Origin of the sequence: Leifsonia poae (genome assembly GCF_027921845.1) — a bacterium.
In the GTDB taxonomy this organism is placed as follows: Bacteria; Actinomycetota; Actinomycetes; order Actinomycetales; family Microbacteriaceae; genus Leifsonia; species Leifsonia poae.
On record NZ_BSEN01000015.1, the window covers coordinates 166,153 to 187,333 of the forward strand.

Here is a 21,181-nt window from a genome sequence, read left to right on the forward strand (position 1 = left end):
GGCGTTCCGCGTTACGCTTATCCGGTGTTCGGATTGACCTTCGAGAAGCTGCTGATCATCGGTGTGATCGCGGCGTTCCTGCTCGGCCCGGAGCGGCTGCCGCTCTACGCGGCCAAGCTCGGTCAGTTCACCCGGTCCCTCCGCGATTTCGCCAACGGGGCCAAAGACCGGATGCGCGACGAGATGGGCCCGGAGTTCGACGAGGTCGACTGGAAGAAGCTCGATCCGCGCCAGTACGACCCGCGCCGCATCATCCGCGAGGCCCTGCTCGACGACGACACGGCGACCGCGACGGCCACGGCGACGGCGATCAAACCGGTCACCGAGTCCGCCTACGCCCAGCGCCAGCGCAAACTGCAGGCCGGCGCGCTGCCTCCGTTCGACAGCGAGTCCACCTGACCCGTTTTATCCAATAGCATGCGGGAATGATCGCAACGGAGCAGCTGCTCTCCCGCAGGACGATCGCCCGTTATGCCATCGGATCCCTCGGGACCGGCGGCTTCGCAACGTTGCCGGGCCTCGTGCTGGTCTACTACCTCACAGACACGCTCGGTGTAGCCGCCATCGTCGCCGGCGTCGTCGTCACCGTGGCCAAGATCTGGGACGTTGTGATCGACCCCGTGATCGGCGCGCGCTCCGACCGGATGCTGGCGCGCACGGGCACCCGCCGGGGCATGATGATGCTCGGCGCGATCGCTCTGCCGGTGTTCTTCATCGTCACGTTCGCCGTCCCGCCGGGAACCATCCAGCCGATCGCCGCGATCTGGGTGCTCATCGCCTTCCTTCTCACCGCCACCGCCTTCAGCCTCTTCCAGGTGCCGTACATCGCGCTGCCGGCCGAACTCGCCTCTGGCTACGACCAGCGCACGCGGCTGCTGACCTGGCGGGTGGTCGTGCTGACCTTCGCCATCCTGCTCTTCGGGGCGGGCGGTCCGGCGCTGCGCGCGCTCGGCGGCGACGACAAGTTCGCCGGCTACCTCCTGATGGCCGTCGTGGCGGGGGTGGTGATCGGGGTCGGGATGCTCATCTCGAGCTTCGTCGCTCCGCGCATCCCGGTGATCGACGCTCCGGCGCCGCCGCGGGAGAGCGTCACGACGACGCTGCGCACGAACTACGCCGCCGGCATCCGGGCCTTGCGTGACAGCCAGCCCTTCCGGGCGCTGCTGCTGACCTTCCTGCTCCAGGGCCTCGCGACCGGCGTGATGCTCGCCGGCGCCAACTACGTCGCGACGTGGGTGCTCCACTCGGAGGACGCCGTCACGTTCCTCTTCGTCGCGCTGATCGGGCCGGCGCTCGTCGTCACGCCGCTGTGGCAGGTCGTGTCGCGCCGCATCGGCAAGGAGCGCGGGTTCGCCGCGGCGAGCATCCTGTTCGGGCTCGCGGCGCTGTCGATGGTGGCGCTGCTCTGGGCGCCGGGCGCCTGGGTGTATCTGCCGGTCGCGCTGGTGGGCGCCGGATACGCCGGGATGCAGTCGCTGCCGATGGCGATGCTGCCCGACGTGATCTCGCACGACGCCGCGCGGAACGGCTCCGGCCGCGCCGGAACGTTCGGCGGCATGTGGACGGCGGGGGAGACGACGGGGATGGCCCTCGGCGCGACGGTGCTCACCGTCGTGCTCGCCGTCACCGGCTACGTCGCCCGCACGGCAACACCGGCCGTCGTGGCGGCCGGCGAGACCCAGCCCGCCAGTGCCGTCGCCGGTATCGTGCTCAGCTTCAGCGTCGTGCCTGCTGCGATCGTCGCCGCGAGCCTCATCCCGTTGTTCCGGTACCGCCTGCGCAAGGAGGACATCGATGGTCGGCTTTGATTCCACGGCGATTCTCGCCCGGCTCACGGCGCTGAGGGCGGCGGATGCCCCGACGCACGGCGGTCACGTGCTGAGCTATGTCTACGACTCGGGCGTCGCCGCGATCGACCAGCTCGCGGCGGACGCGATCCGGCTGGTGCAGCCGGTCAACGGCCTCGATCCGACCACGTTCACCTCGGTCGCCGTGATGGAGCGCGAGGTGCTCGGCTTCGCACGCGAGCTGTTGAACGGCGGTGACGACGTCGTCGGAACGGTGACGACCGGAGGCACCGAGTCGTGCCTGCTCGCGGTCAAGACCGCGCGCGACGTCTGGCGCTCCGCAGGGGGCGAGGGCCGTGCGCGGCTGGTGGCCCCGGTCTCGGTGCATGCGGCCTTCCAGAAGGCCGCGCACTACTTCGACCTCGCGCTCGACCTCGTGCCCATCGACCAGGAGACGGGCGCGGTCGACCCGGCCGCGATCATCGACCGCCTCGGCCCGGATGTCGCACTGGTCGTCGTCTCGGCGCCGTCGTATCCGTACGCGACGCTCGATCCGGTGACCGCGGTGGCCGCCGCCTGCGACGAGGCGGGGATCGCCTGCCACGTCGACGCCTGCATCGGCGGCTGGATCCTGCCGTTCTGGCGGCGGCCGGACGGCTCACCGCTGCCGCTCTGGGACTTCCGCGTCGCGGGCGTGACGAGCATCTCGGCCGACCTGCACAAGTTCGGCTATGCGCCGAAGGGGGCGAGCGTGCTGCTTCAGCGCGGCCGCGACCGTCAGCGCGCCCAGTATTTCGCGACGACGGGATGGCCGGGCTACCCGGTGGTGAACCCCACCATGCTCGGCTCCAAGTCGGCGGGAGCCCTTGCCGCCTCGTGGGCGATCGTTCAGGCCCTCGGTGCCCGTGGGTTCGCTGAGCTCGCGGAATCGTGCGGGCGGGCCACCAGAGCCCTGGCAGACATCATCGGCGACATCGACGGGCTGCGCGTGGTCGGCGACCCGGTCGGTCCGCTGCTCGCGGTCGCGGTGGACGAGAGCGTCCCCGAGCACCGGCGCGTCGACCCGCACCACTGGGCCGACCGGGCGCGCCGTCGCGGCTGGCTCCTTCAGCTGCAGCCCGGGCTCGCCCAGGCCGACGGGACGCACCTGCCGCACACGACGCACCTGACGATCACGCCGGTGACCGAGGAGCTGCTCGACGAACTCGAGGCGGCGCTGCGTGCATCGGCCGACGATGTGCGCGGTGAGCCGGCGGCGGATCCGTCCGCCGTGCTCGGCGCGCTGCCCGCCGGACTGGTGGACGGCCCCCTCGACTCGGACACCGCCGCGGGCATCCTGCAGGCGATCGGACTGGCCGGCGACAGCGACGACCCGTCGGGGGCGCGGCTCCCCGACGACATGGCCCCGTTCCTCGCGTTGATCGAGGCGCTGCCGCACGAAGTCACGGAGCGACTGCTGGTCGAACTGCTCGCGCGCATCGTGGAGCCGCCGTCGCGCTGACGAACGCCTCTACGAGACGCTGAGACCGAGCTTGCGACCGGACAGGCCGCGGCCACGGGTGGCCAGATGATCGGCGATCGACCGGATGGCGGCCGCGGCCGGGTCCGCGGGATCCGTCACCACGATCGGGGCGCCGGCATCCCCGCCCGCCCGCAGCGCGATGCTGAGCGGGACGGAGGCGAGCAGCGGCACGGGCGAATCCTGTCCGGCCGACAGCCGGCGGGCGACCTCGGCTCCGCCGCCCGACCCGAAGAGCTCGAGCATGCTGCCATCCGGCTGGGGGAGCCCGGCCATGTTCTCGATGACGCCGGCGACGCGCTGGCCGGTCTGCCGAGCGACGACCCCGCTCCGCTCGGCCACGTCGGCGGCCGCCGGCTGGGGCGTCGTGACGACGAGCACCTCGGCGTTGGGCAGCAACTGCCCCACGGAGATCGCGACATCGCCGGTGCCCGGCGGCAGATCGAGGAGCAGGATGTCGAGGTCGCCGAAGAACACGTCGCCGAGGAACTGCTGGATGGTGCGGTGCAGCATCGGGCCGCGCCACGCGACGGCCGCCGAGGGCGAGTCGACGAACATCCCGATCGAGACGACCTTCACGCCGTAGGCGACGGGAGGCAGGATCATGTCGTCGACCCTGGTCGGTCGCGGGGCGTTGCCGTTCTCGTCGACCAGCCCCAGGATGCCCGGGATCGAGAAGCCGTGCACGTCGGCGTCGACGATCCCGACCCGCAGGCCGCGCTCGGCCAGTGCGACGGCGAGGTTGGCCGTGAGCGTCGACTTGCCGACGCCGCCCTTGCCGCTCGTCACCGCGTACACCGTGGTGAGCGAGTCCGGCCCGAACTGCTGCGCCCGAGCCGCACGGCCGCCGCGCAGCTTCTCGGTGAGCGCTCTGCGCTCGTCCCGCGACATCACCGATACCTCGACCTCGACGCCGGTGACTCCAGGGACCGCGGCCGTGGCGGCCCGCACATCCCGTTCGATCGTGTCGGCGGCCGGGCATCCGACGATCGTCAACTTGACGCCGACGGTCGCGTTCCCCGCCGCGTCCACGACCACGTCGCCGACCATGTCGAGCTCGGTGATGGGCTTGCGGATCTCCGGATCGAGAACGCCGCCGAGGGCGCGCCCGATCGCGGCGGCGAGGTCAGGCACGCGCCGTCTCGCCGTCCTCGTCGTCGCGGCTCTCGAGGTCTTCGAGCAGCGAACGCAGCTCCGCGCGGATGAAGTCCTTCGTCGCCATGTCCTTGACCGCCAGCCGCAACGCGACCACCTCGCGAGCGAGGTACTCGGTGTCGGCGAGGTTGCGCTCGGCGCGCTGCCGGTCCTGCTCGATCTGCACGCGGTCGCGGTCGTCCTGCCGGTTCTGAGCGAGCAGGATGAGCGGCGCGGCATACGACGCCTGCAGCGACAGCACGAGGGTCAGCGCGATGAAGCCGAGCGCGATCGAGTCGAACCGCCAGGCGACGGGCGCCAAGGTGTTCCACGCCATCCAGAAGATCACGAAGATGGTCAGGCCGAGGATGAACCACGGGGTGCCCATGGCGCGCGCGATCCACTCGGTGAAGCGGCCGAACCGGTCGCTCTGCTCCACGCCGTTGCCGCGCCGGGGGAGCACGGTCGTGCGCAGCCCCTTGGGGGCGTCGAGCCTGGTGTCCTGCTTACCTCGGGCCATTGCCGCTCCTCCTTCCGCTCGCGACTCGGATACTGCCGGTTTGATCGGAGACGGGCGCGCGTTTCACGGGCTCGTCGTCTTCGTCGTCGCGACTTCGCCAGTCGTCGGGGAGCAGGTAGTCGAGGATGTCGTCAATGGTCACCACCCCGACCAGGCGGTGGTTGTCGTCCACGACGGGCAGGGAGACGAGGTTGTAGCTCGCCAGGATGCGCGACACCTCGGCCGCGCTCGTGTCGGCGGTCACCGGCTCGAGACTGGGGTCGAGCAGCGTGCCGAGCCGCACGTGCGGCGGATAGCGCAGCATCCGCTGGAAGTGCACGAGGCCGAGGAAGCGGCCGGTCGGAGCCTCGTAGGGCGGCAGGGTGACGCAGACCGCCGCGCCGAGCGCGGGCGCGAGCTCGTGACGCCGGATGAGCGCGAGCCCCTCGGCGACGGTGGCGTCGGCCGACACGATGATCGGCTCGGTGGTCATGAGTCCGCCGGCGGTGTCGGGCGCGTACGTGAGCAGCATGCGCACGTCCTCCGCCTCCTCCGGCTGCATCAGCTCGAGGAGGTGTTCTCCGCGCTCGTCGGAGAGCTGGGCGATGAGGTCGGCCGCGTCGTCGGGCTGCATCTGGTCGAGCACGTCGGCCGCGCGGTCGTCGTCGAGCTGGGCGAGGATCTGCACCTGCTCGCTCTCGGGCATCTCCTCGAGCACGTCGGCGAGCCGGTCGTCGGGGAGCTCCTCGGCGACCTCGAGCATCCGTTGCGCCGGGAGGTCGAGGAGGGTGTTGGCGAGGTCGGCCGGCTTCAGCTCCGAGTACGTCGCGATCAGCTGCTCCGCCGACTGCGCCTCGCCCCGTGCCTGCTTCTCCCGCACCTCGCTCCAGGAGACGAAGGTGGTCGGTCCTTTGCCGAACGGCGACGGTCCGGTCTTCGGCCGGCGCACGAACAGCTGGCTGATGGCCCACTCGCCGGTGCTCGACTCCTCGATCGCCACGTCTTCGATGGTCGCCTCGCCCGTGCCGTCGGTCAGTTCGACCTTGCGACCGAGCATCTCGGCGATGACACGGACCTCGCCGCCGCGCTGTTCGAAGCGGCGGACGTTGATGAGGCCGGTCGTGATGATCTGGCCGCTGCCGATGCTGGTGACCCGGCCGATCGAGACGAAGACGCGGCGCTTGCCGGGGATCTCGACGATCAGGCCGACGACGCGGGGCGGATCGTTCTTGCGATAGACCACGAGGACGTCCCGCACCTTGCCGACGCGGTCGCCGAGGGGGTCGAAGACGGTGCACCCGGCCAAGCGGGCGACGAACACTCTCGTGGCACTCACATGTAATAACTTAAGCCCTGCAAGCCGCCGTACCGCGCCGGGTGGAAGAATAGGGCGATGAGCACACCGAGTCCGCTTGGCGGACGCAACCGCGCCCTGTTCCCCACGCTGCCACGCGGCGAGGTCGTCGAGACCTTCGAGAGCTATCCGGAGGCCCAGCAGGCGGTTGACGTGCTGGCCCGGGCCGACTTCCCGGTCGACAAGGTGTCGATCATCGGCAGCGATCTCAAGAGCGTCGAGCGCGTCACGGGCAAGCTGACCTGGGGGCGGGTCGCTCTGGCGGGTGCGGCCTCCGGCGCCTGGCTCGGTATCTTCTTCGGGCTGCTGCTGGTGATCTTCTCGCCGGCGACCAATCTGGGCTTCGTGGTCGCCGCCGTGCTCATCGGCGCCGGCTTCGGCATGCTCTTCGGAATCGTCTCGTACGCGATCAACCGCCGCCGCCGCGACTACACCTCGGTCATGCAGGTGATCGCGACGAGCTACTCGGTGCTGGTGGATCCCGACCTGGCGAACCGCGCACGCAACCTGATGCACGTAGGCAACGGCGGGCAGGGTGCCGCGTACGCGCACCCGTCCGACCCGCCGGTCGCAGCGCATCCGTCGGATCCGCCGCCCGCCCCGCCGGTGCAGGAGGCGCCGCCGGCCCCGCCCGTGCAGGACGTGCCGCCGGTGCAGCCGGCGCCGCCCGTCGTCGGCGAGCCGCCGGCCGACGGCCAGCGCTGAGCGGCCCCTACTTAAGTCGCTGCACCCAGGCCTCGACGTCGTCGGCCGTGCGCGGGATGGCGATCGACAGGTTCTCCGCGCCGTCGGCCGTGACCAGGATGTTGTCCTCGATCCGCACGCCGATGCCGCGGAACTCCTCCGGCACCGTCAGGTCGTCCGGCTGGAAGTACAGCCCGGGCTCGATCGTGAACGTCATGCCCGGCTGCAGCACACCGTCGAGGTAGAGCTCGCGACGCGCCTGGGCGCAGTCGTGCACGTCCAGTCCCAGGTGGTGGCTCGTGCCGTGCACCATGTAGCGACGGTGATGCTGATTCTCGGCCTGGAGGGCCTCCTCTGCGCTGACGGGCAGCAGCCCCCACTCGGCGGTGCGGCGGGCGATGACCTCCATGGCCGTCGCGTGGATCTCGCGGAACCGGATGCCGGGGCGCACGATCGCGAACGCCGCATCGGCCGCCTCCCGCACCGTCTCGTAGACCAGGCGCTGAGTCGGGGAGAAGGTCCCGTCGATCGGGAACGTGCGCGTGATGTCGGCCGTGTAGTAGCTGTCGACCTCGACGCCGGCGTCGAGCAGGATGAGGTCGCCCGGCACGACGGGACCATCGTTGCGCGTCCAGTGCAGGATGCACGCGTGCGGCCCGCTGGCGGCGATCGTGTCGTAACCGACCGCGTTTCCGTCGGCGCGGGCACGTCCGTTGAAGACGCCCTCGACCAGCCGCTCGCCCCGCGGGTGCGCCGTGATGCGCTCGAGGTCGCCGATCACGTCGTCGAACCCGCTGCCGGTCGCAGCGACGGCGGCCCGCAGTTCGCCGATCTCGTACTCGTCTTTCACGAGCCGCAGCTCGGACAGATCGCGGGCGAGCTGGTCGTCCTCGGAGTGGTCCTCCGCCGTCGCATCGTCGCCGGCGGCCACGAGACGGCCCGTGTCGATCTGGTCGGTCAGCTCGCTGTCGGCCTCGCGGACGATGACGGTGGAGCCGTCTGCGGTGTCGATCACCGCGGCAAGGTCGGCGATGCCGCGGGTCGCGAGGGCGAGGTCGCCCGCGACCTGCGCGAGTGACGGACGGGGACCGATCCAGAACTCGCCGATCTCGGGATTGGCGTAGAACTCGTCGGAGTCGCGCCCGGCGCGCTCACGGAAGTAGAGGGTCGCCTCGTGTCCCGAGGCGGTCGGCTCGAGCACGAGCACGCTGCCCGGTTCCGAGTCCGAACCCCAGCCAGTGAGGTGCGCGAAGGCCGAGTGCGCGCGGAAGGCGTAGTCGGTGTCGTTCGAGCGCTGCTTCAGGCGGCCGGCGGGGATGACCAGGCGCTTGCCCGGGTACAGCTCGGAGATGCGGGAGCGCCGTGCCGCGGCGAAGGAAGCCTGTCGACGCGCCTCCGGAATCGGCTCGGCGCGGTCGGCCCAGCCGCTGCCGATGTACTCCTTGAACCCGTCGGAGCCCGGCGTCGTCGAGCGATTGGAGGTCGCGCGGGGTTCCGGGGCTGAGGTGGTCTGCTCACTGGTCGACTGCGAAGACATGGCTCCCATTCTTCCACTCCTAGGATGGAGTGCATGGCTGATGCGCGACGCTTCCGGGGTCCCGTCGACCTGCACACCCATTCGAGCGTGTCCGACGGCACCGAGACGCCCGCCGAACTGGTGCGTGCCGCTGCGGTCGCAGGACTCGGGACCGTGGCACTCACCGACCACGACTCGACGGCCGGCTGGGCGGACGCCGCCGTCGCTGCGGCCGAGGTCGGCGTCACGCTCATCCCGGGGATGGAGCTGAGCACCCGCGTCGAGTTCGCCAGCGTGCACATGCTCGGCTACCTCTTCGATCCGGCGAATGAAGCGCTCGTCGCCGAGACCGAGCGCATCCGCAGCGGCCGGCTCCGCCGCGCGGCCGACATGGTGCGGCGCATCGGCGAAGACTACGACATCACCTGGGACGACGTGATGGCCCAGGCGACCGCCGGAGCCACCGTCGGCCGTCCTCACATCGCGGACGCGCTCGTGGCCCGCGGATTCGCTCCCGACCGCAGCGCCGCCTTCGCGGGCATCCTGCACTGGCGCGGCGGCTACTACCAGCCGCACTACGCTCCCGAGCCGCTCACCGGCGTCCGGCTGATCCGCGAGGCCGGGGGCGTTCCCGTGCTCGCGCACCCGGGAACGGGCGGCCGCGGCCGCGTCATCCCCGAGCAGAGGCTCGCCCGCCTGGTCGACGCCGGGCTTTTCGGTCTCGAGATCGATCACCGCGAGAACACGCAGGACGGAAAGCTCCGGCTGCACGAACTTGCAGCGAAATACGGACTCGCGATCACGGGATCAAGCGACTACCACGGCTCGGGAAAGCCCAACCGCCTGGGCGAGAACACCACCTCGCCGGAGGTCCTCGACCGGATCATCGAAGAAGCGACAGGCGCGGCGCCCTTCTACGCGTCCTGACGATCCGCGCTTAGCCTGGACCGGGGAAAGCAACGGGAGGTGACTGCGTGAGGCGATCGAACTGGTCCGCCGCCGCTGCGTCCGTGGTGCTCGTCACCGCACTGATCGCCGCGGGAGGTGCCGCACCGGCGACCGCTGCCACGTCGTACCCCTCCTGGGACGATGTGCAGGCAGCGAAGTCCAGCGCCTCCGCCAGTCAAGCCCAGGTCGATCGGATCAACACCCTGCTCGCCGGTCTGCAGACGGCCGCGAACGCGGCGGGCGACCTCGCCGTGAAGCGTGCGGGGGAGTACGGCCAGGCCCAGGCGGCGCTGAGCGCGGCCACGCAGAAGTCCGACGACCTGACCGCGCGAGCGAAGGCGGCCACCACGAAGGCGGAGTCGCTGCGGACGCAGAGCGGGACGCTCGCCTCGCAGCTGACTCGTTCGGGAGCGACCGAGCTCTCTCTGCGGCTCTTCCTCACCGGTAACAATGCGAGCGGATCCTCGGCGCTGCTGTACCAGCTCGGCACGATGTCGAAGCTGACCGACCAGTCGAGCGCCCTGTTCGCCGAGGCGAGCGCGCAGAAGAACCTCTCGCAGTCTCTCAGCACTCAGGCCGCCGCTGCGAAGAAGATCCGGGACCAGCTGGCGGTGGCGGCGCAGAAGGCGCTGGAGGCGGCCAAGGCGGCGAAGGAGGCGGCCGACGCGGAACTCGCGACGCAGAAGCAGCACGCGACGACGCTGTACGCACAACTCGCAGCGCTGCAGCACAAAGCGGCGTCGGTCGAGAAGGCCTACCAGGAGGGCCAGGCGGCGGCCGCGGCCGCGGCGGCGGCTGCTGCTGCCGCGGCTGCCGCAGCCGCAGCCAACAGCGGAGGCAGCGCCGACGGCTGGGCGCCGCCGGGAGGTGTGTCGTCCGACCCCGCCGCCGCGCAGTCGTACGCGGCGAGTCGTCTCGGCGCCTACGGCTGGGGGAGCGACCAGATGAGCTGCCTCATCTGGCTGTGGAACCAGGAGTCCGGATGGCGTGCCGACGCCTACAACACGTCGAGCGGCGCGTACGGCATCCCGCAGTCGCTGCCGGCGAGCAAGATGGCGACGGCCGGTTCCGACTGGATGACCAACGCGAACACCCAGATCAACTGGGGTCTCGACTACATCAGCCGCGCCTACGGCTCCCCGTGCGGCGCCTGGGCGCACGAAGTCTCCCACAACTGGTACTGACCCGCGCCGCAGTACTGCCGTACCCGCATGGGCGTAGCGGTCCCAAACGCAGCGAGCCCCGTCCTGGTGAGGACGGAGCTCGCTGCGTCGCTGGTGCGTCAGCTGGCGGGAGTGGTGGGGGCGCCACCGCGCGAGCGACGCCGGCGGCGGCGCGGGGCGCTGTTGCCGTCGTGGTGCTCGGTGCCTCCGCCGTCGTGGGTGCCCGCGGCCTGCGAGACGTCGCCGGACGGCGCGGTCTCGCCGGCGGGGGAGCCGGCCGGCCGGCCGCCGCGGGTGCGGCTGCGGTTGCGGTTGCGGTCGCCCTCGGACGACCCGGAGCGCGAGCCGCTGCCCTCGGAACGCGTGCCGCGCGGAGCGGACTCGGTCTTGACGGCGGGCGTCGGCTTCAGACGGCCCTTGGAGCCGGTCGGGATGTCGAGATCGCTGAACAGGTGCGGCGACGACGAGTAGGTCTCGGTCGGCTCCGGCTGCCCGAACTCGAGCGCCCGGTTGATGAGCGCCCACTTGTGCAGGTCTTCCCAGTCGACGAACGTCACGGCGATGCCGGTCTTGCCGGCACGGCCGGTGCGTCCGGCGCGGTGCAGGTAGGTCTTCTCGTCGTCGGGGATCGTGTGGTTGATCACGTGGGTGACGTCCTCGACGTCGATGCCGCGCGCCGCCACATCCGTCGCGATCAGGATGTCTTTCTTGCCGGCCTTGAACGCGGCCATGGCGCGCTCGCGCTGCTCCTGGTTGAGGTCGCCGTGCACGGCGGCCGCGTTGAAGCCGCGGTCGTTCAGCTCCTCGACCAGCTTGGCCGCAGCGCGCTTGGTGCGCGTGAAGACCACGGTCTTGCCGCGACCCTCGGCCTGCAGGATGCGTGCGACGACCTCGTCTTTGTCGAGCGAGTGCGCCCGGTAGATGAGGTGCTTGATGTTCGCCTGGATCTGACCCTCGTCGGGGTCGGTGGCGCGGATGTGGATCGGGCGCGTCATGAAGCGGCGGGCGAGCGCGACGATCGGGCCGGGCATCGTGGCCGAGAAGAGCATGGTGTGGCGCGTCGCCGGAGTCTGGGCGAAGAGCTTCTCGATGTCGGCGAGGAAGCCGAGGTCGAGCATCTTGTCGGCCTCGTCGAGCACCATCTCGCGCACATTGCCGAGGTTGAGGAGCCGCTGGCCGGCGAGGTCGAGCAGACGACCCGGCGTGCCGACGACGATCTGAGCGCCGGACTTGAGCTGGGCGATCTGGCCCTCGTACGCCTTGCCGCCGTAGATGGCGACGACGTCGGTGTCGCGGTTCGCGGCCGCCTGCGAGAGGTCTTCGAAGACCTGCACGCAGAGTTCGCGGGTGGGGACGACGACGAGAGCCTGGACGCCGGGCTCCGGGTGGAGGCCGAGGCGCTGGATGATGGGAAGGCCGAAGCCGAAGGTCTTGCCCGTTCCGGTCTTCGCCTGGCCGATGATGTCCTGGCCGTCGAGGGCGAGCGGAATGGTCTGCGCCTGGATGGGGAACGGTTCGATGATGCCCTTGGCGGCCAGAGCGTCGACCATGTCCTGATCGATATTGAGTTCGGAGAAAGTCACGAAGTTATGCCTGTTCGAATAGAGGTGAAAGGTCTACGCCCTGTCTCTCATCGCAGGCGTAGGGCCGTCGATCCAACGCCGACGGCAGGTCAAGCTTACTGGACCTCCCCGTTACACTGCTGTACGTGGCATCCTGGTTATCCCGACGCCGGCCCCCGGTCGAGCTTCCCCGACTCAAACCGCGGGACACCCCATCGCATGCGACCAGGGTCGACCTGCACGAAGTGATGCCCGACCTGCTGCCGTATCTCGGCCAGGCCGCGTACCTGCAGCTCGAGTCGTTCCAGGCGCTGTCCCGCGTCGTCGGCCAGGTCGACGACCTCTCCGCTAAGGAGAAGGTCGCGCTGGCGGCCGGCGCGTCGCTGTCGAAGCACCAGGGCATCATCGCGGAGATCCGGCGACGGGGGGACGACCCGGCCGACGTGATGAAGCCGTTCGCCGACGCGATCGACGGGTTCAGTGTTCTCACGACCGGCTCGGACTGGCGCGAGACCCTGCTCGCCGTCGAGGTGACGAGCGGGCTGCTCGACGACTTCTTCATCCGGCTCGCGGCGGGGCTGCCCGGCGACGTCGGCCCGAGGATCGCGGCCCTTCTCGGGTCGGACGGCGGTCAGGACGGCGTGATGGACGTACTGCGCACGGAGATCGGCGCGGATCCGCAACTGGCGTCGCGCCTCGCGATGTGGGGGCGGCGGCTCGTCGGCGACACCCTGCTGGTGGCCCGGTCCGCTCTGCACCTGTCCGGCAACACCAGGACGGATGAGGAGCGCATCGAGCCGATCTTCACCGAACTGATCGCGGCGCACACCCGTCGGATGGACGCGTTGGGTCTGACCGCCTGACGCGGCGCGCCACCGCTCTACCGGGCGACCGCGCCCTTGGTGAGCTGGGCGAGCAGGCGGTCGTCGCTGCTCGTGCGCACGCGCCCGATCACCAGGTCGGCGACGGTCACGATGACGGCCGTGCCGACGAGCGTGATCCACCAGATCCATCCGCCGTTCCATTTCAGGCCGGCCCAGGTGAGGGCGACCCAGAGGACGCTGGCGGCGATGACGCCGATGGCGGGGACCAGCACGGCGCCGTGGGTGTGGCGGTGCGGCAGCAGGTAACGGGCGCCGAGTCCGAGGATGGCGCCGCCGAGGGCGATGAAGAGGAGTTCCACCGCGGTGTCGCTAGCCGACGAAGCCGATGCGGCGGGCCTCGTCGCTGCCGATCTCGACGTAGGCGATACCGGCCGTCGGGATCAGGTAGACCTTGCCCTTGTCGTCGGTCAGCCGCAGGAAGCCCGTGCCGCCGGAGAGCGAGGACTGAACCTGCTCGGCGATCTCGTCGACCGACTGCGTCGACTCGAAGCTGAGCTCGCGAGGAGCGTTGACGATTCCGATGCGGATCTCCACGTGTGGTGCCTTTCGAATCTGACCGGCGGATGTGAGTTCAGACTACGACACGCAGCCATCGGCGCTGCGCCGCGTTCTCTGTCGGCGGACGCCGGTACCGTGTGAATCATGACGATCCGAGGTTTCCGGCCCCGCCGACAGGCGGTCAGCGACCGGATCGACCTCTCGCTCGACGACTCGCAGCTCGCCGTCCTCGCGCTCGAAGAGGGAGCGTCCGCTGCCGTCTTCGGCGCGCCCGGCACGGGCAAGACGACCACGCTCGTCGAGGCGATCGCCGAGCGCGTGCTGGTGCGCGGGTACGCGCCCGACGAGGTGTTGGCGCTGAGCGCGTCCCGGTCGGCCGCGACGCGGTTGCGCGACCGCATCGCGCTCCGCATCGGGGTCCCGAGCAACGGCCCGCTGGCCCGCACCGCCACCTCCCTGGCGTTCCAGCTCGTCGGTCAGCGCGCCCGGTCGGAGGCGCGGGACGCCCCCCGGCTGCTCACGGGCGGCGAGCAGGACCAGATCATCGCCGAGCTCCTCGCCGGCCACCTCGAAGACGGCACGGGCCCCGCGTGGCCCGATCCGCTGAGCTCCGAGGTCAGGATGCTCCGCGGCTTCCGCACCGAGCTGCGCGAGCTGATGGCGCGGTGCGTCGAGCACGGTGTGACCCCGAGCCGGCTCTCCGAGCTGGGCGCGATCACGGGGCACGACGAGTGGCGCGCCGCCGCGCGGTTCATCGCGGAGTATCACGAGGTCGTCGACAGCTATCGCGGCGCCTTCGTCGATTCGGCGGAGCTCGTGGCCGAGGCGGTCGCCGTCGTGCGCAATGGGGGTGGTCTCAGCGGTCTGCGACTGGTGCTGGTCGACGACATCCAGGAGGCGACGGTCGCGACGGTCGGCCTGCTGCGGGCGCTCGCCGGTCGCGGCGTCGCGATCGTGGCGTTCGGCGATCCGGATGTCGCATCGACGACGTTCCGCGGAGCCGAGGCGGCAGCGCTCGGGCAGTTGCAGGCGCGCCTCGGGGTGCCGGTCAGCCGGTTCGTGCTCGCAACGGCGCATCGCCAGAGCGCTCCGTTGCGGCGGCTGACGTCGCTCGTGACGGAGCGCATCGGCACAGCCGCCGCCGGCATGCAGCGCCTGGCCGCCGCGTCCGAGAGCACGATCGCTCCCACCGCACAGCCCATCGTGCGGATCGAGGCGTCCTCGGCCCCGGCCGAGGCGGCCAGGCTCGCCCGCCGGCTGCGCGAGCGGCATCTGCTCGACGGCGTCCCGTGGAACGAGATGGCGGTCGTCGTGCGCTCCGGAGCGCACGTGCCGGCGCTCGCAAGGGCACTCGCGGTCGCCGAGGTGCCCACCAAGACGTCGGTCGCCGGGCGTGCCCTGCGCGACGACTACGCCGCCCGGCAGCTCATCACGGTGATCGGAGTCGAGCTCGACGCGGTCGAACTCACCGCTTCGGTCGCCACCGAACTCCTGCTCGGCCCGTTCGGCGGCCTCGACGGCGTGAGTCTGCGTCGGCTCCGCCTGGCGCTGCGGCAGGAGGAACTGGCCGGCGACGGCAACCGGTCGGGCGACGAACTGCTGGTCGAGGCACTCGGTGCGCCCGGGCGACTGGCCACGATCGACTCGGCGCCCGCTCGCCGTGCGGCCCGGCTCGCCGAGACGCTGCATGCCGGCCGGGAGAAGGCCGCAGCGGGCGCGACGGTGGAGGAGCTGCTCTGGCACGCCTGGGAACGCAGCGGGCTGGCGAAACGTTGGCTCGAGCAGTCCGAGCGCAGCGGGATCGTCGCCGACGAGGCGAACCGCCACCTCGACGGCGTGGTCGCGCTCTTCACCTCGGCCAGGCGGTTCGTCGAGCGCTCGCCCGAACGTCCGGCCTCCGACTACGTGGACGAGGTGCTCAAAGCCGAGGTCCCCGAAGACACGCTCGCGGCTCAGACCGGCGCGGAGGCGGTGCTGGTCTGCACCCCGAGCGCGACGATCGGCATGGAGTTCGAGGTGGTCGCCGTGGCCGGCCTCCAGGAGAGCGTCTGGCCGAACCTCCGGCTGCGCGGCTCGTTGCTGCATCCGCAGAAGCTGGGCGATGCCGTAGGCGGCACGGCATCCGGCACCGTCGACGAGCAGGCCCAGGTGATGGGCGACGAACTCCGGATGTTCGCGCTCGCCGTCTCCCGGGCGCGCGGCCAGGTGATCCTCACCGCGACGGCGAACGACGACGAGCAGCCGTCGCCGTTCCTGCGGCTCGCGGCGGAGCTGGCCTTCGACGACACCGACGACTCCGCGCATCCGCTCTCGCTGCGCGGCATGGTGGGGCGCCTTCGCCGCCGTCTCGTCACGACGGGATCGCCCGACGCGGCCGAAGCGCTCGCTCGCCTCGCTGTCGCCGAGGTGCAGGGCGCAGACCCGGTCGAGTGGTACGGCCTGATCGAGCCGTCGACCGACGAGCCGCTCGTCGACCTCGATGATCCGGATGCCCGGGTTCGCGTCTCGCCCTCCCGTCTCGAGACCTTCGAGAAGTCCCCGCTGGCCTGGTTCGTCGATGCGATGGCCTCGTCGCCGAGCGGGCTGGCCGCCGGGATCGGAACGGTCGTGCACGCCGTGATGGAGCAGGTGAGCACCGAGCCCGACGCCGATCTGAGCGTCGAGCACCTGTGGAGTGGCGTCGAGGAGCGCTGGGGGGAACTGCGCTTCGAGTCGCCGTGGCTCGAAGAGAAGGAGCGGCGCCGCACTCGGCGGCTCACCGAGGGGGTGTCGGAGTACCTGCGCGACTTCGAGCGCTCGGGCGGCGTGCTGCTCGGCTCCGAGGGCGCCTTCACGCTGGAGCTCGGGCAGGCGACCGTCAGCGGCACCATCGACCGGGTCGAGCGCACACCGGAGGGGACCATCGTCATCGTCGACCTGAAGACGGGCAAGACTGTGCCGACCGCGGCGAAGGTCGCGCAGCACGCGCAGCTCGGGGCGTACCAACTGGCCCTCGCACACGACGCGGTCGAGCAGGCCAGGGAGTCCGGGCTGGAATCGGGTGGTGCCAAGCTGCTCTTCGTCAGCAGCGGGACCGGCGGCAGGCGTTACCGCGAGGCGGCCCAGGAACGGCTCGACGCCGAGGGCCTCGACCGGCTCCGCGAGCGCGTCGCGACCGCAGCCGGAGGCATGGCCGCGAACAGTTTCGTCGCCGTGCTCGACCTCGACGAACGCGACCCGCATGCGAAGTATGAGTACCGCATCCATCTGGTCCCGGCGGTGAGCGCATGACCGAGGAGAACAGGGACGGCCTGCTCGAGTGGGAGGTCGACGACGCGACCCTGGACCTGGTCGAACTCGCCCTGGCAGAAGAGGCGGCGCGCCCGGCGCGCCGGGTGAGCGCCGTCGAGATCGCCGAGGCCCTCGGGCTGCCGACACCGACGCTCCAGCAGCAGGCCGTGATCGAGGCTCCCCTCGATCCGGCGATCGTCGTGGCCGGCGCCGGAAGCGGCAAGACGGAGACCATGGCCAACCGCGTCGTGTGGCTCCTCGCCAACGGTCACGTCGGGGTCTCCGAGATTCTGGGCCTCACCTTCACCCGCAAGGCGGCCGGGGAACTCGCGGTGCGCATCCGCAAGCGCATCGAGCAGCTCGTCGCCTCCGGCCTCACCGACGTCGCCTTCGACCCGTTCGACGCACCGACCGTCGCGACCTACAACTCGTTTGCGAACGCGATCTTCCGCGAGAACGCGCTGCTGATCGGCCGGGAGCCCGAATCGGCGGTGCTGAGCGAAGCCTCCGCCTGGCAGCTCGCGCGCCGGCTGGTCGTGACCAGCACGGACGACCGCCTGGTCGAGCTCGAGAAGAGCGTCGACCAGGTGACGAGCGCGGTCATCTCGTTGAGCCGCGCGCTGAGCGAGAACGTCGTCGAGGCGTCCGATGTCGAGCGGATGACCGAGCGGTTCGCCGCGCTCACCGAGCTGCCGACCGGCAGCGGCCGGGTGAAAGACGTGTACGCATCGGTGCGCATGGCGGTCGCCGCCGTCGGCTCGCTTCCCCCGCTCCTCGCGCTCGCCGAGCAGTTCGCCGCCGAGAAGGTGCGCCGTGGCTTCGTCGAATACTCCGACCAGGTCGCGCTCGCGCTACGCGTGAGCGAGCGGCTCCCCGCCGTCGTCGACGACTACCGGCAGCGCTACCGCGTGATCCTCCTCGACGAGTACCAGGACACCTCGGTCGTTCAGACCCGGCTCCTCGCCCGGCTCTTCTCCGGCCAGGCCGTGATGGCCGTCGGCGATCCCCACCAGTCGATCTACGGCTGGCGCGGCGCGAGCGCCGCCAACCTCGGGCGCTTCTCTCTGGACTTCACGGGCACGCGCGGTGGTGCGCGGCAGTACGCCCTCTCCACCTCGTGGCGCAATCCCACACACGTGCTCGACGCCGCCAACACCCTGGTCGAGCCCCTGTCGGCCTCGTCGCCCGTGCAGGTCGAGCGTCTCGGCGCCCGGCCGGGGGCGACACCGGGCGAATTGGATGTGCGCTTCGAGCAGACCGTCGCCGATGAGGCGGAGGAGATCGCCGGCTGGCTCGCTCAGCGGCTGTCCCGGCGCGACGACGACGGCCTGCCACCGAGTGCGGCCATGCTGTGCCGCTCCATCAAGAAGATCGACGCGTTCACCGGCGCGCTCGCCCGGCACGGCGTCCCGTACCACGTGCTCGGTCTGGGCGGCCTGCTGGAGCAGCCGGTGATCGCCGACCTGGTGAGCGCGATGCGCGTGATGCACGACCCCACCGCCGGATCGGAGCTCATCCGGGTGCTCGCGGGCGCACGCTGGCGCGTCGGCCCTAAGGACATCGCGACCCTGCGCGGCGTGGCGTCCTGGCTGGCCGCGCGCGACCACCGCTTCCGCGAGCTCGACCCGGCCGTGCGGGAACGGCTGCGGCAGTCGGTCGCCGGCGATGAGTCGGCATCGCTCGTCGACGCGCTCGACTTCGTGGTCGAGGCACCGGAGGGGCACACCCAGCTCACGGGCTTCAGTGCCGAGGGCCTCCAGCGGATGCGCGCCGCCGGGCGTCAGCTCGACTACCTGCGTTCGCGGGTCGGCCTCGACCTGCTCGACCTCGTCACCCTCGTTCAGCAGGAGCTGCTGCTCGACATCGAGGTCGCCGCCAACGAGACCGCACAGCTCGGCCAGGCCAGCCTCGACGCCTTCGCCGAGCAGGTGTCGTCGTACCTCGCGAGCGACGACCAGGCGACGCTCGGCTCCTTCCTCTCGTGGCTCGCCGAGGCGGAGCAGCGCGACAACCTCGCGCCGCGCAGCGAGGAGCCCGAGCCGGGAACGGTGCAGATCCTCACGATCCACGGGTCGAAGGGGCTCGAATGGGACATCGTGGCCGTGCCCCGCATGGTGGACGGCGAGCTGCCGGGCGGTCCGCTCAGCAAACGCGGCTGGCTCGAGTTCGGCGCGCTCCCGTTCGAGTTCCGAGGTGACGCATCGGAGCTGCCGATGCTCGCCTGGCGCACCGCGGAGACGCAGAAGGACGTCGACGAGGCGGTGAAGACCTTCCAGGACGAGATCGTCGAGCGGCACGCGGCCGAGCAGCGACGGCTCGTCTACGTGGCGGTGACGCGTGCGCGGGAGAGCCTGCTGCTCTCCGGCTCGTACTGGTCGACGCAGACGAAGCCACGGGGCCCCGGCCTCTTCCTCCTCGAACTGCAGGCCGCCGGTCTCATCGCGTCCGACGCGTTCCCCGACTGCGACGAGCCGGAGGAGAATCCGCTGACCCTGTCGTCCGAAACCGTGGTGTGGCCGCTGGATCCGCTGGGATCGCGTCGCTCGCGCGTGCAGGCGGCCGCCGCGGCTGTACTGGCGGCCGCCGAGCGCGGCACCGGCTCCGGGGGTGTGTACGCCCACGACATCGATCTGCTGCTCGCCGAGCGAGCGACCGCGGCGGCGGACGCCGGCCTCGTCGAGCTTCCGGCGCGCATCCCCGCATCGCGATTCAAGGACTACGTCACCGACCCCGCCTCCGTCGCGGCGGCCCTGCGCCGACCGATGCCGGAACGCCCCTACCGGCAGACGCGGCTCGGCACGCTGTTCCACGGCTGGGTCGAGCAGCGCTACGGCACGATCGCCGGCGGCTCCGACGTGATCGACGCGACGGCCACCGAACTCGACGACCCCGCGGGGGAGCTTCTCGAGGCCGACGCTCTCGAGGCGCTGCAGCGCACCTTCGCGGCCAGCGAATGGGCGGCACGACGTCCTCAGGAGGTGGAGCTGGAGATCCATGTCACGCTCGCCGGCCATGTCGTCGTCTGCAAGCTCGACGCGGTGTACCCGGCCGACGACGGCGAGCACGCGGTGCAGATCGTCGACTGGAAGACCGGCAAGGCGCCGCGCGATGCCGACGACCTGGAGCGCAAGCAGCTTCAGCTCGCGCTCTACCGGCTCGCCTACGCCCGGTACGCCGGCATGGAGCCCGAACGGATCGACGCCGTGTTCTACTTCGTCGCCGACGACCTCGTCATCCGGCCCGAACGTCTCTACTCGGAGGAGGAGCTGCGCTCGCTCTGGTCCTCGACCACGGGCTTCATCCCGCCGGCGTGACCGTACTCGTCGGAGCGACGGTCGCCCGGGGTGCGGTCGAGCATCGCTTCGACGTCGTCGATCGCGAGGATCGGCCCCGTGGCGGTGGAGAGCTGGGTCGCGGAGTTGGTGTGCACGCGGTCCACAAGACCGTCGAGCATCTCGACGGCGTCATCGACGATGGACTGATTGCGCACCTCACGGCCGTGCAGCAGCCAGCGAGCGACCTCCAGCTCCGCATAGAGCATCGCGCGCTGCGTGAACTGCCGGTCGGTGGCGACCTGACGGGTCGAGGCGTACGCGCCGAGGGCGCCGCTGGTGGCATCCGGGCTCATCGCCAGCAGCCAGTGCAGGTCGCGCGCCGGGTCGCCGACGCGCAACGCCGACCAGCCGAGCACGGCCGTGACGCTCTCGTCTTCGACGAGGAAGGAGTCGACGGTGAGCGCGCCGTTGATGACGGTCGGCTGGAACTGCCACAGCGAATGGTCTGCCGCGGCGTCGCGCCACCGGTCGCGCAGCGCGCTCGGCAGCAGCCCCGTCGACGCCGAGGACTCGATCAGTGAGGTGGTCGAGGTGTGGCACTCCGTGGCGCTGAGCACGGGCAGGCCGGCCTCGCCCACGAAGTTGGTCGGCAGCGTGTGGATGGCGGCGATCGCGTGACCGATGGATCCGGCGAGGCCGTCGCCCGGCGGGATGTCGTCGATGTCGATGTGGTGGCCGGCGAGGAAGTCGTAGACCACAGCGCGGGTGCCCCCGATCGGCGTCTGGCCCAGGTAGCTGGGGACATCGAAGGGGAGGCGGCTCCTGATGCCGGTGGTGAGGGCGCGCAGGGCGACCAGGTCGGCGCTCTGCTCGGTCTCGGCGGCCTGCGACGTGGGCACGCGGATGATGCAGGTCTGCCCGTCCCGGCCGCTGAGCAATGCGGAGTCGAACTCCGCCGCCCCGCCCAGACTGTAGCTGCGGGTACCGGAGACCTCCAGGCCGGCGACAGCCGAGGTGGCCAGCGCGGCTAGAGTGAGATGGGATCTGGCCATGTTTCCTAGGTTAAATGGACTTCCCCGCGTGGGCTT

17 protein-coding genes are annotated in these 21,181 nt (G+C 70.9%); 9 read left to right on the forward strand and 8 right to left on the reverse strand.

The features are described from left to right. Positions 1-24 precede the first annotated feature (24 nt). From PKE84_RS15510 to PKE84_RS15520, 3 genes are read left to right on the forward strand one after another with little or no spacing between them, the layout of a single operon-like run. Positions 25-399 (forward strand): twin-arginine translocase TatA/TatE family subunit, encoded by a 375-nt coding sequence (locus PKE84_RS15510; RefSeq protein ID WP_271178169.1) that lies wholly within the window; start codon positions 25-27, stop codon positions 397-399. A gap of 26 nt (positions 400-425) precedes the next feature. Further along, complete coding sequence (locus PKE84_RS15515) at positions 426-1,808, forward strand: MFS transporter (protein WP_271178170.1); 1,383 nt, start codon at positions 426-428, stop codon at positions 1,806-1,808. Beyond that, complete coding sequence (locus PKE84_RS15520; RefSeq protein ID WP_271178171.1) at positions 1,795-3,288, forward strand: pyridoxal phosphate-dependent decarboxylase family protein; 1,494 nt, start codon at positions 1,795-1,797, stop codon at positions 3,286-3,288. The genes PKE84_RS15515 and PKE84_RS15520 overlap by 14 nt, the downstream gene beginning before the upstream one ends. Before the next feature lie 9 nt (positions 3,289-3,297). Here PKE84_RS15520 and PKE84_RS15525 read toward each other — a convergent pair whose 3' ends face one another. The 3 genes from PKE84_RS15525 to PKE84_RS15535 are packed head-to-tail and all read right to left on the reverse strand — an operon-like array spanning position 3,298 to position 6,275. Further along, positions 3,298-4,440 carry an Mrp/NBP35 family ATP-binding protein gene (locus tag PKE84_RS15525; RefSeq protein WP_271178172.1) on the reverse strand — a complete coding sequence of 381 codons (1,143 nt, stop codon included), beginning with the start codon at positions 4,438-4,440 and terminating at the stop codon, positions 3,298-3,300. Further along, on the reverse strand, positions 4,433-4,960 hold the full coding sequence (locus tag PKE84_RS15530) for a DUF1003 domain-containing protein (RefSeq protein WP_271178173.1): 528 nt from the start codon (positions 4,958-4,960) through the stop codon (positions 4,433-4,435). Before PKE84_RS15530 ends, PKE84_RS15525 begins: the two co-directional genes overlap by 8 nt. Then, the gene (locus tag PKE84_RS15535) at positions 4,947-6,275 is read right to left on the reverse strand and encodes a magnesium transporter MgtE N-terminal domain-containing protein (protein WP_271178174.1); all 1,329 of its coding nucleotides are present in this window, start codon (positions 6,273-6,275) and stop codon (positions 4,947-4,949) included. The genes PKE84_RS15530 and PKE84_RS15535 overlap by 14 nt, the downstream gene beginning before the upstream one ends. A 57-nt stretch (positions 6,276-6,332) precedes the next feature. On the opposite strand from PKE84_RS15535, the gene PKE84_RS15540 reads away from it, so the two are divergent. Continuing rightward, positions 6,333-6,998, forward strand: coding sequence for a YflT domain-containing protein (locus PKE84_RS15540; protein WP_271178175.1), 666 nt, complete (start codon positions 6,333-6,335; stop codon positions 6,996-6,998). A gap of 7 nt (positions 6,999-7,005) precedes the next feature. On the opposite strand, the gene PKE84_RS15545 is transcribed toward PKE84_RS15540, so the two are convergent. Further along, entirely contained in the window at positions 7,006-8,523 is a 1,518-nt protein-coding gene (locus PKE84_RS15545; RefSeq protein WP_271178176.1) for an aminopeptidase P family protein, read from the reverse strand. 24 nt (positions 8,524-8,547) lie between these two features. Between PKE84_RS15545 and PKE84_RS15550 the strand changes: the two genes are divergently transcribed. Continuing rightward, complete coding sequence (locus PKE84_RS15550) at positions 8,548-9,420, forward strand: PHP domain-containing protein (protein WP_271178177.1); 873 nt, start codon at positions 8,548-8,550, stop codon at positions 9,418-9,420. Between the two features lie 47 nt (positions 9,421-9,467). Beyond that, entirely contained in the window at positions 9,468-10,625 is a 1,158-nt protein-coding gene (locus PKE84_RS15555; RefSeq protein ID WP_271178178.1) for an aggregation-promoting factor C-terminal-like domain-containing protein, read from the forward strand. 98 nt (positions 10,626-10,723) lie between these two features. On the opposite strand, the gene PKE84_RS15560 is transcribed toward PKE84_RS15555, so the two are convergent. After that, positions 10,724-12,187: a DEAD/DEAH box helicase gene (locus PKE84_RS15560; RefSeq protein ID WP_271178179.1), complete on the reverse strand. Its 1,464-nt coding sequence runs from the start codon at positions 12,185-12,187 to the stop codon at positions 10,724-10,726. A gap of 125 nt (positions 12,188-12,312) precedes the next feature. On the opposite strand from PKE84_RS15560, the gene PKE84_RS15565 reads away from it, so the two are divergent. Then, positions 12,313-13,029 (forward strand): ferritin-like fold-containing protein, encoded by a 717-nt coding sequence (locus PKE84_RS15565; RefSeq protein ID WP_271178180.1) that lies wholly within the window; start codon positions 12,313-12,315, stop codon positions 13,027-13,029. A gap of 17 nt (positions 13,030-13,046) precedes the next feature. On the opposite strand, the gene PKE84_RS15570 is transcribed toward PKE84_RS15565, so the two are convergent. Beyond that, a complete protein-coding gene (locus tag PKE84_RS15570; RefSeq protein WP_271178181.1) occupies positions 13,047-13,349 on the reverse strand; it encodes a hypothetical protein in 303 nt (100 codons plus the stop codon). A 10-nt stretch (positions 13,350-13,359) separates the two neighbouring features. Further along, the gene (locus PKE84_RS15575; protein WP_271178182.1) at positions 13,360-13,584 is read right to left on the reverse strand and encodes a DUF3107 domain-containing protein; all 225 of its coding nucleotides are present in this window, start codon (positions 13,582-13,584) and stop codon (positions 13,360-13,362) included. 108 nt (positions 13,585-13,692) lie between these two features. Here PKE84_RS15575 and PKE84_RS15580 point away from each other — a divergent pair, with 108 nt between their 5' ends. Both PKE84_RS15580 and PKE84_RS15585 read left to right on the forward strand, forming a co-directional pair. Beyond that, positions 13,693-16,818 carry an ATP-dependent helicase gene (locus PKE84_RS15580; protein ID WP_271178183.1) on the forward strand — a complete coding sequence of 1,042 codons (3,126 nt, stop codon included), beginning with the start codon at positions 13,693-13,695 and terminating at the stop codon, positions 16,816-16,818. Next, positions 16,815-20,132 carry an ATP-dependent helicase gene (locus PKE84_RS15585; RefSeq protein WP_271178184.1) on the forward strand — a complete coding sequence of 1,106 codons (3,318 nt, stop codon included), beginning with the start codon at positions 16,815-16,817 and terminating at the stop codon, positions 20,130-20,132. The genes PKE84_RS15580 and PKE84_RS15585 overlap by 4 nt, the downstream gene beginning before the upstream one ends. Here the strand turns inward: PKE84_RS15585 and PKE84_RS15590 are convergent. Further along, on the reverse strand, positions 20,069-21,145 hold the full coding sequence (locus tag PKE84_RS15590; RefSeq protein ID WP_271178185.1) for a phosphotransferase: 1,077 nt from the start codon (positions 21,143-21,145) through the stop codon (positions 20,069-20,071). The genes PKE84_RS15585 and PKE84_RS15590 overlap by 64 nt on opposite strands. Positions 21,146-21,181: the final 36 nt, after the last annotated feature.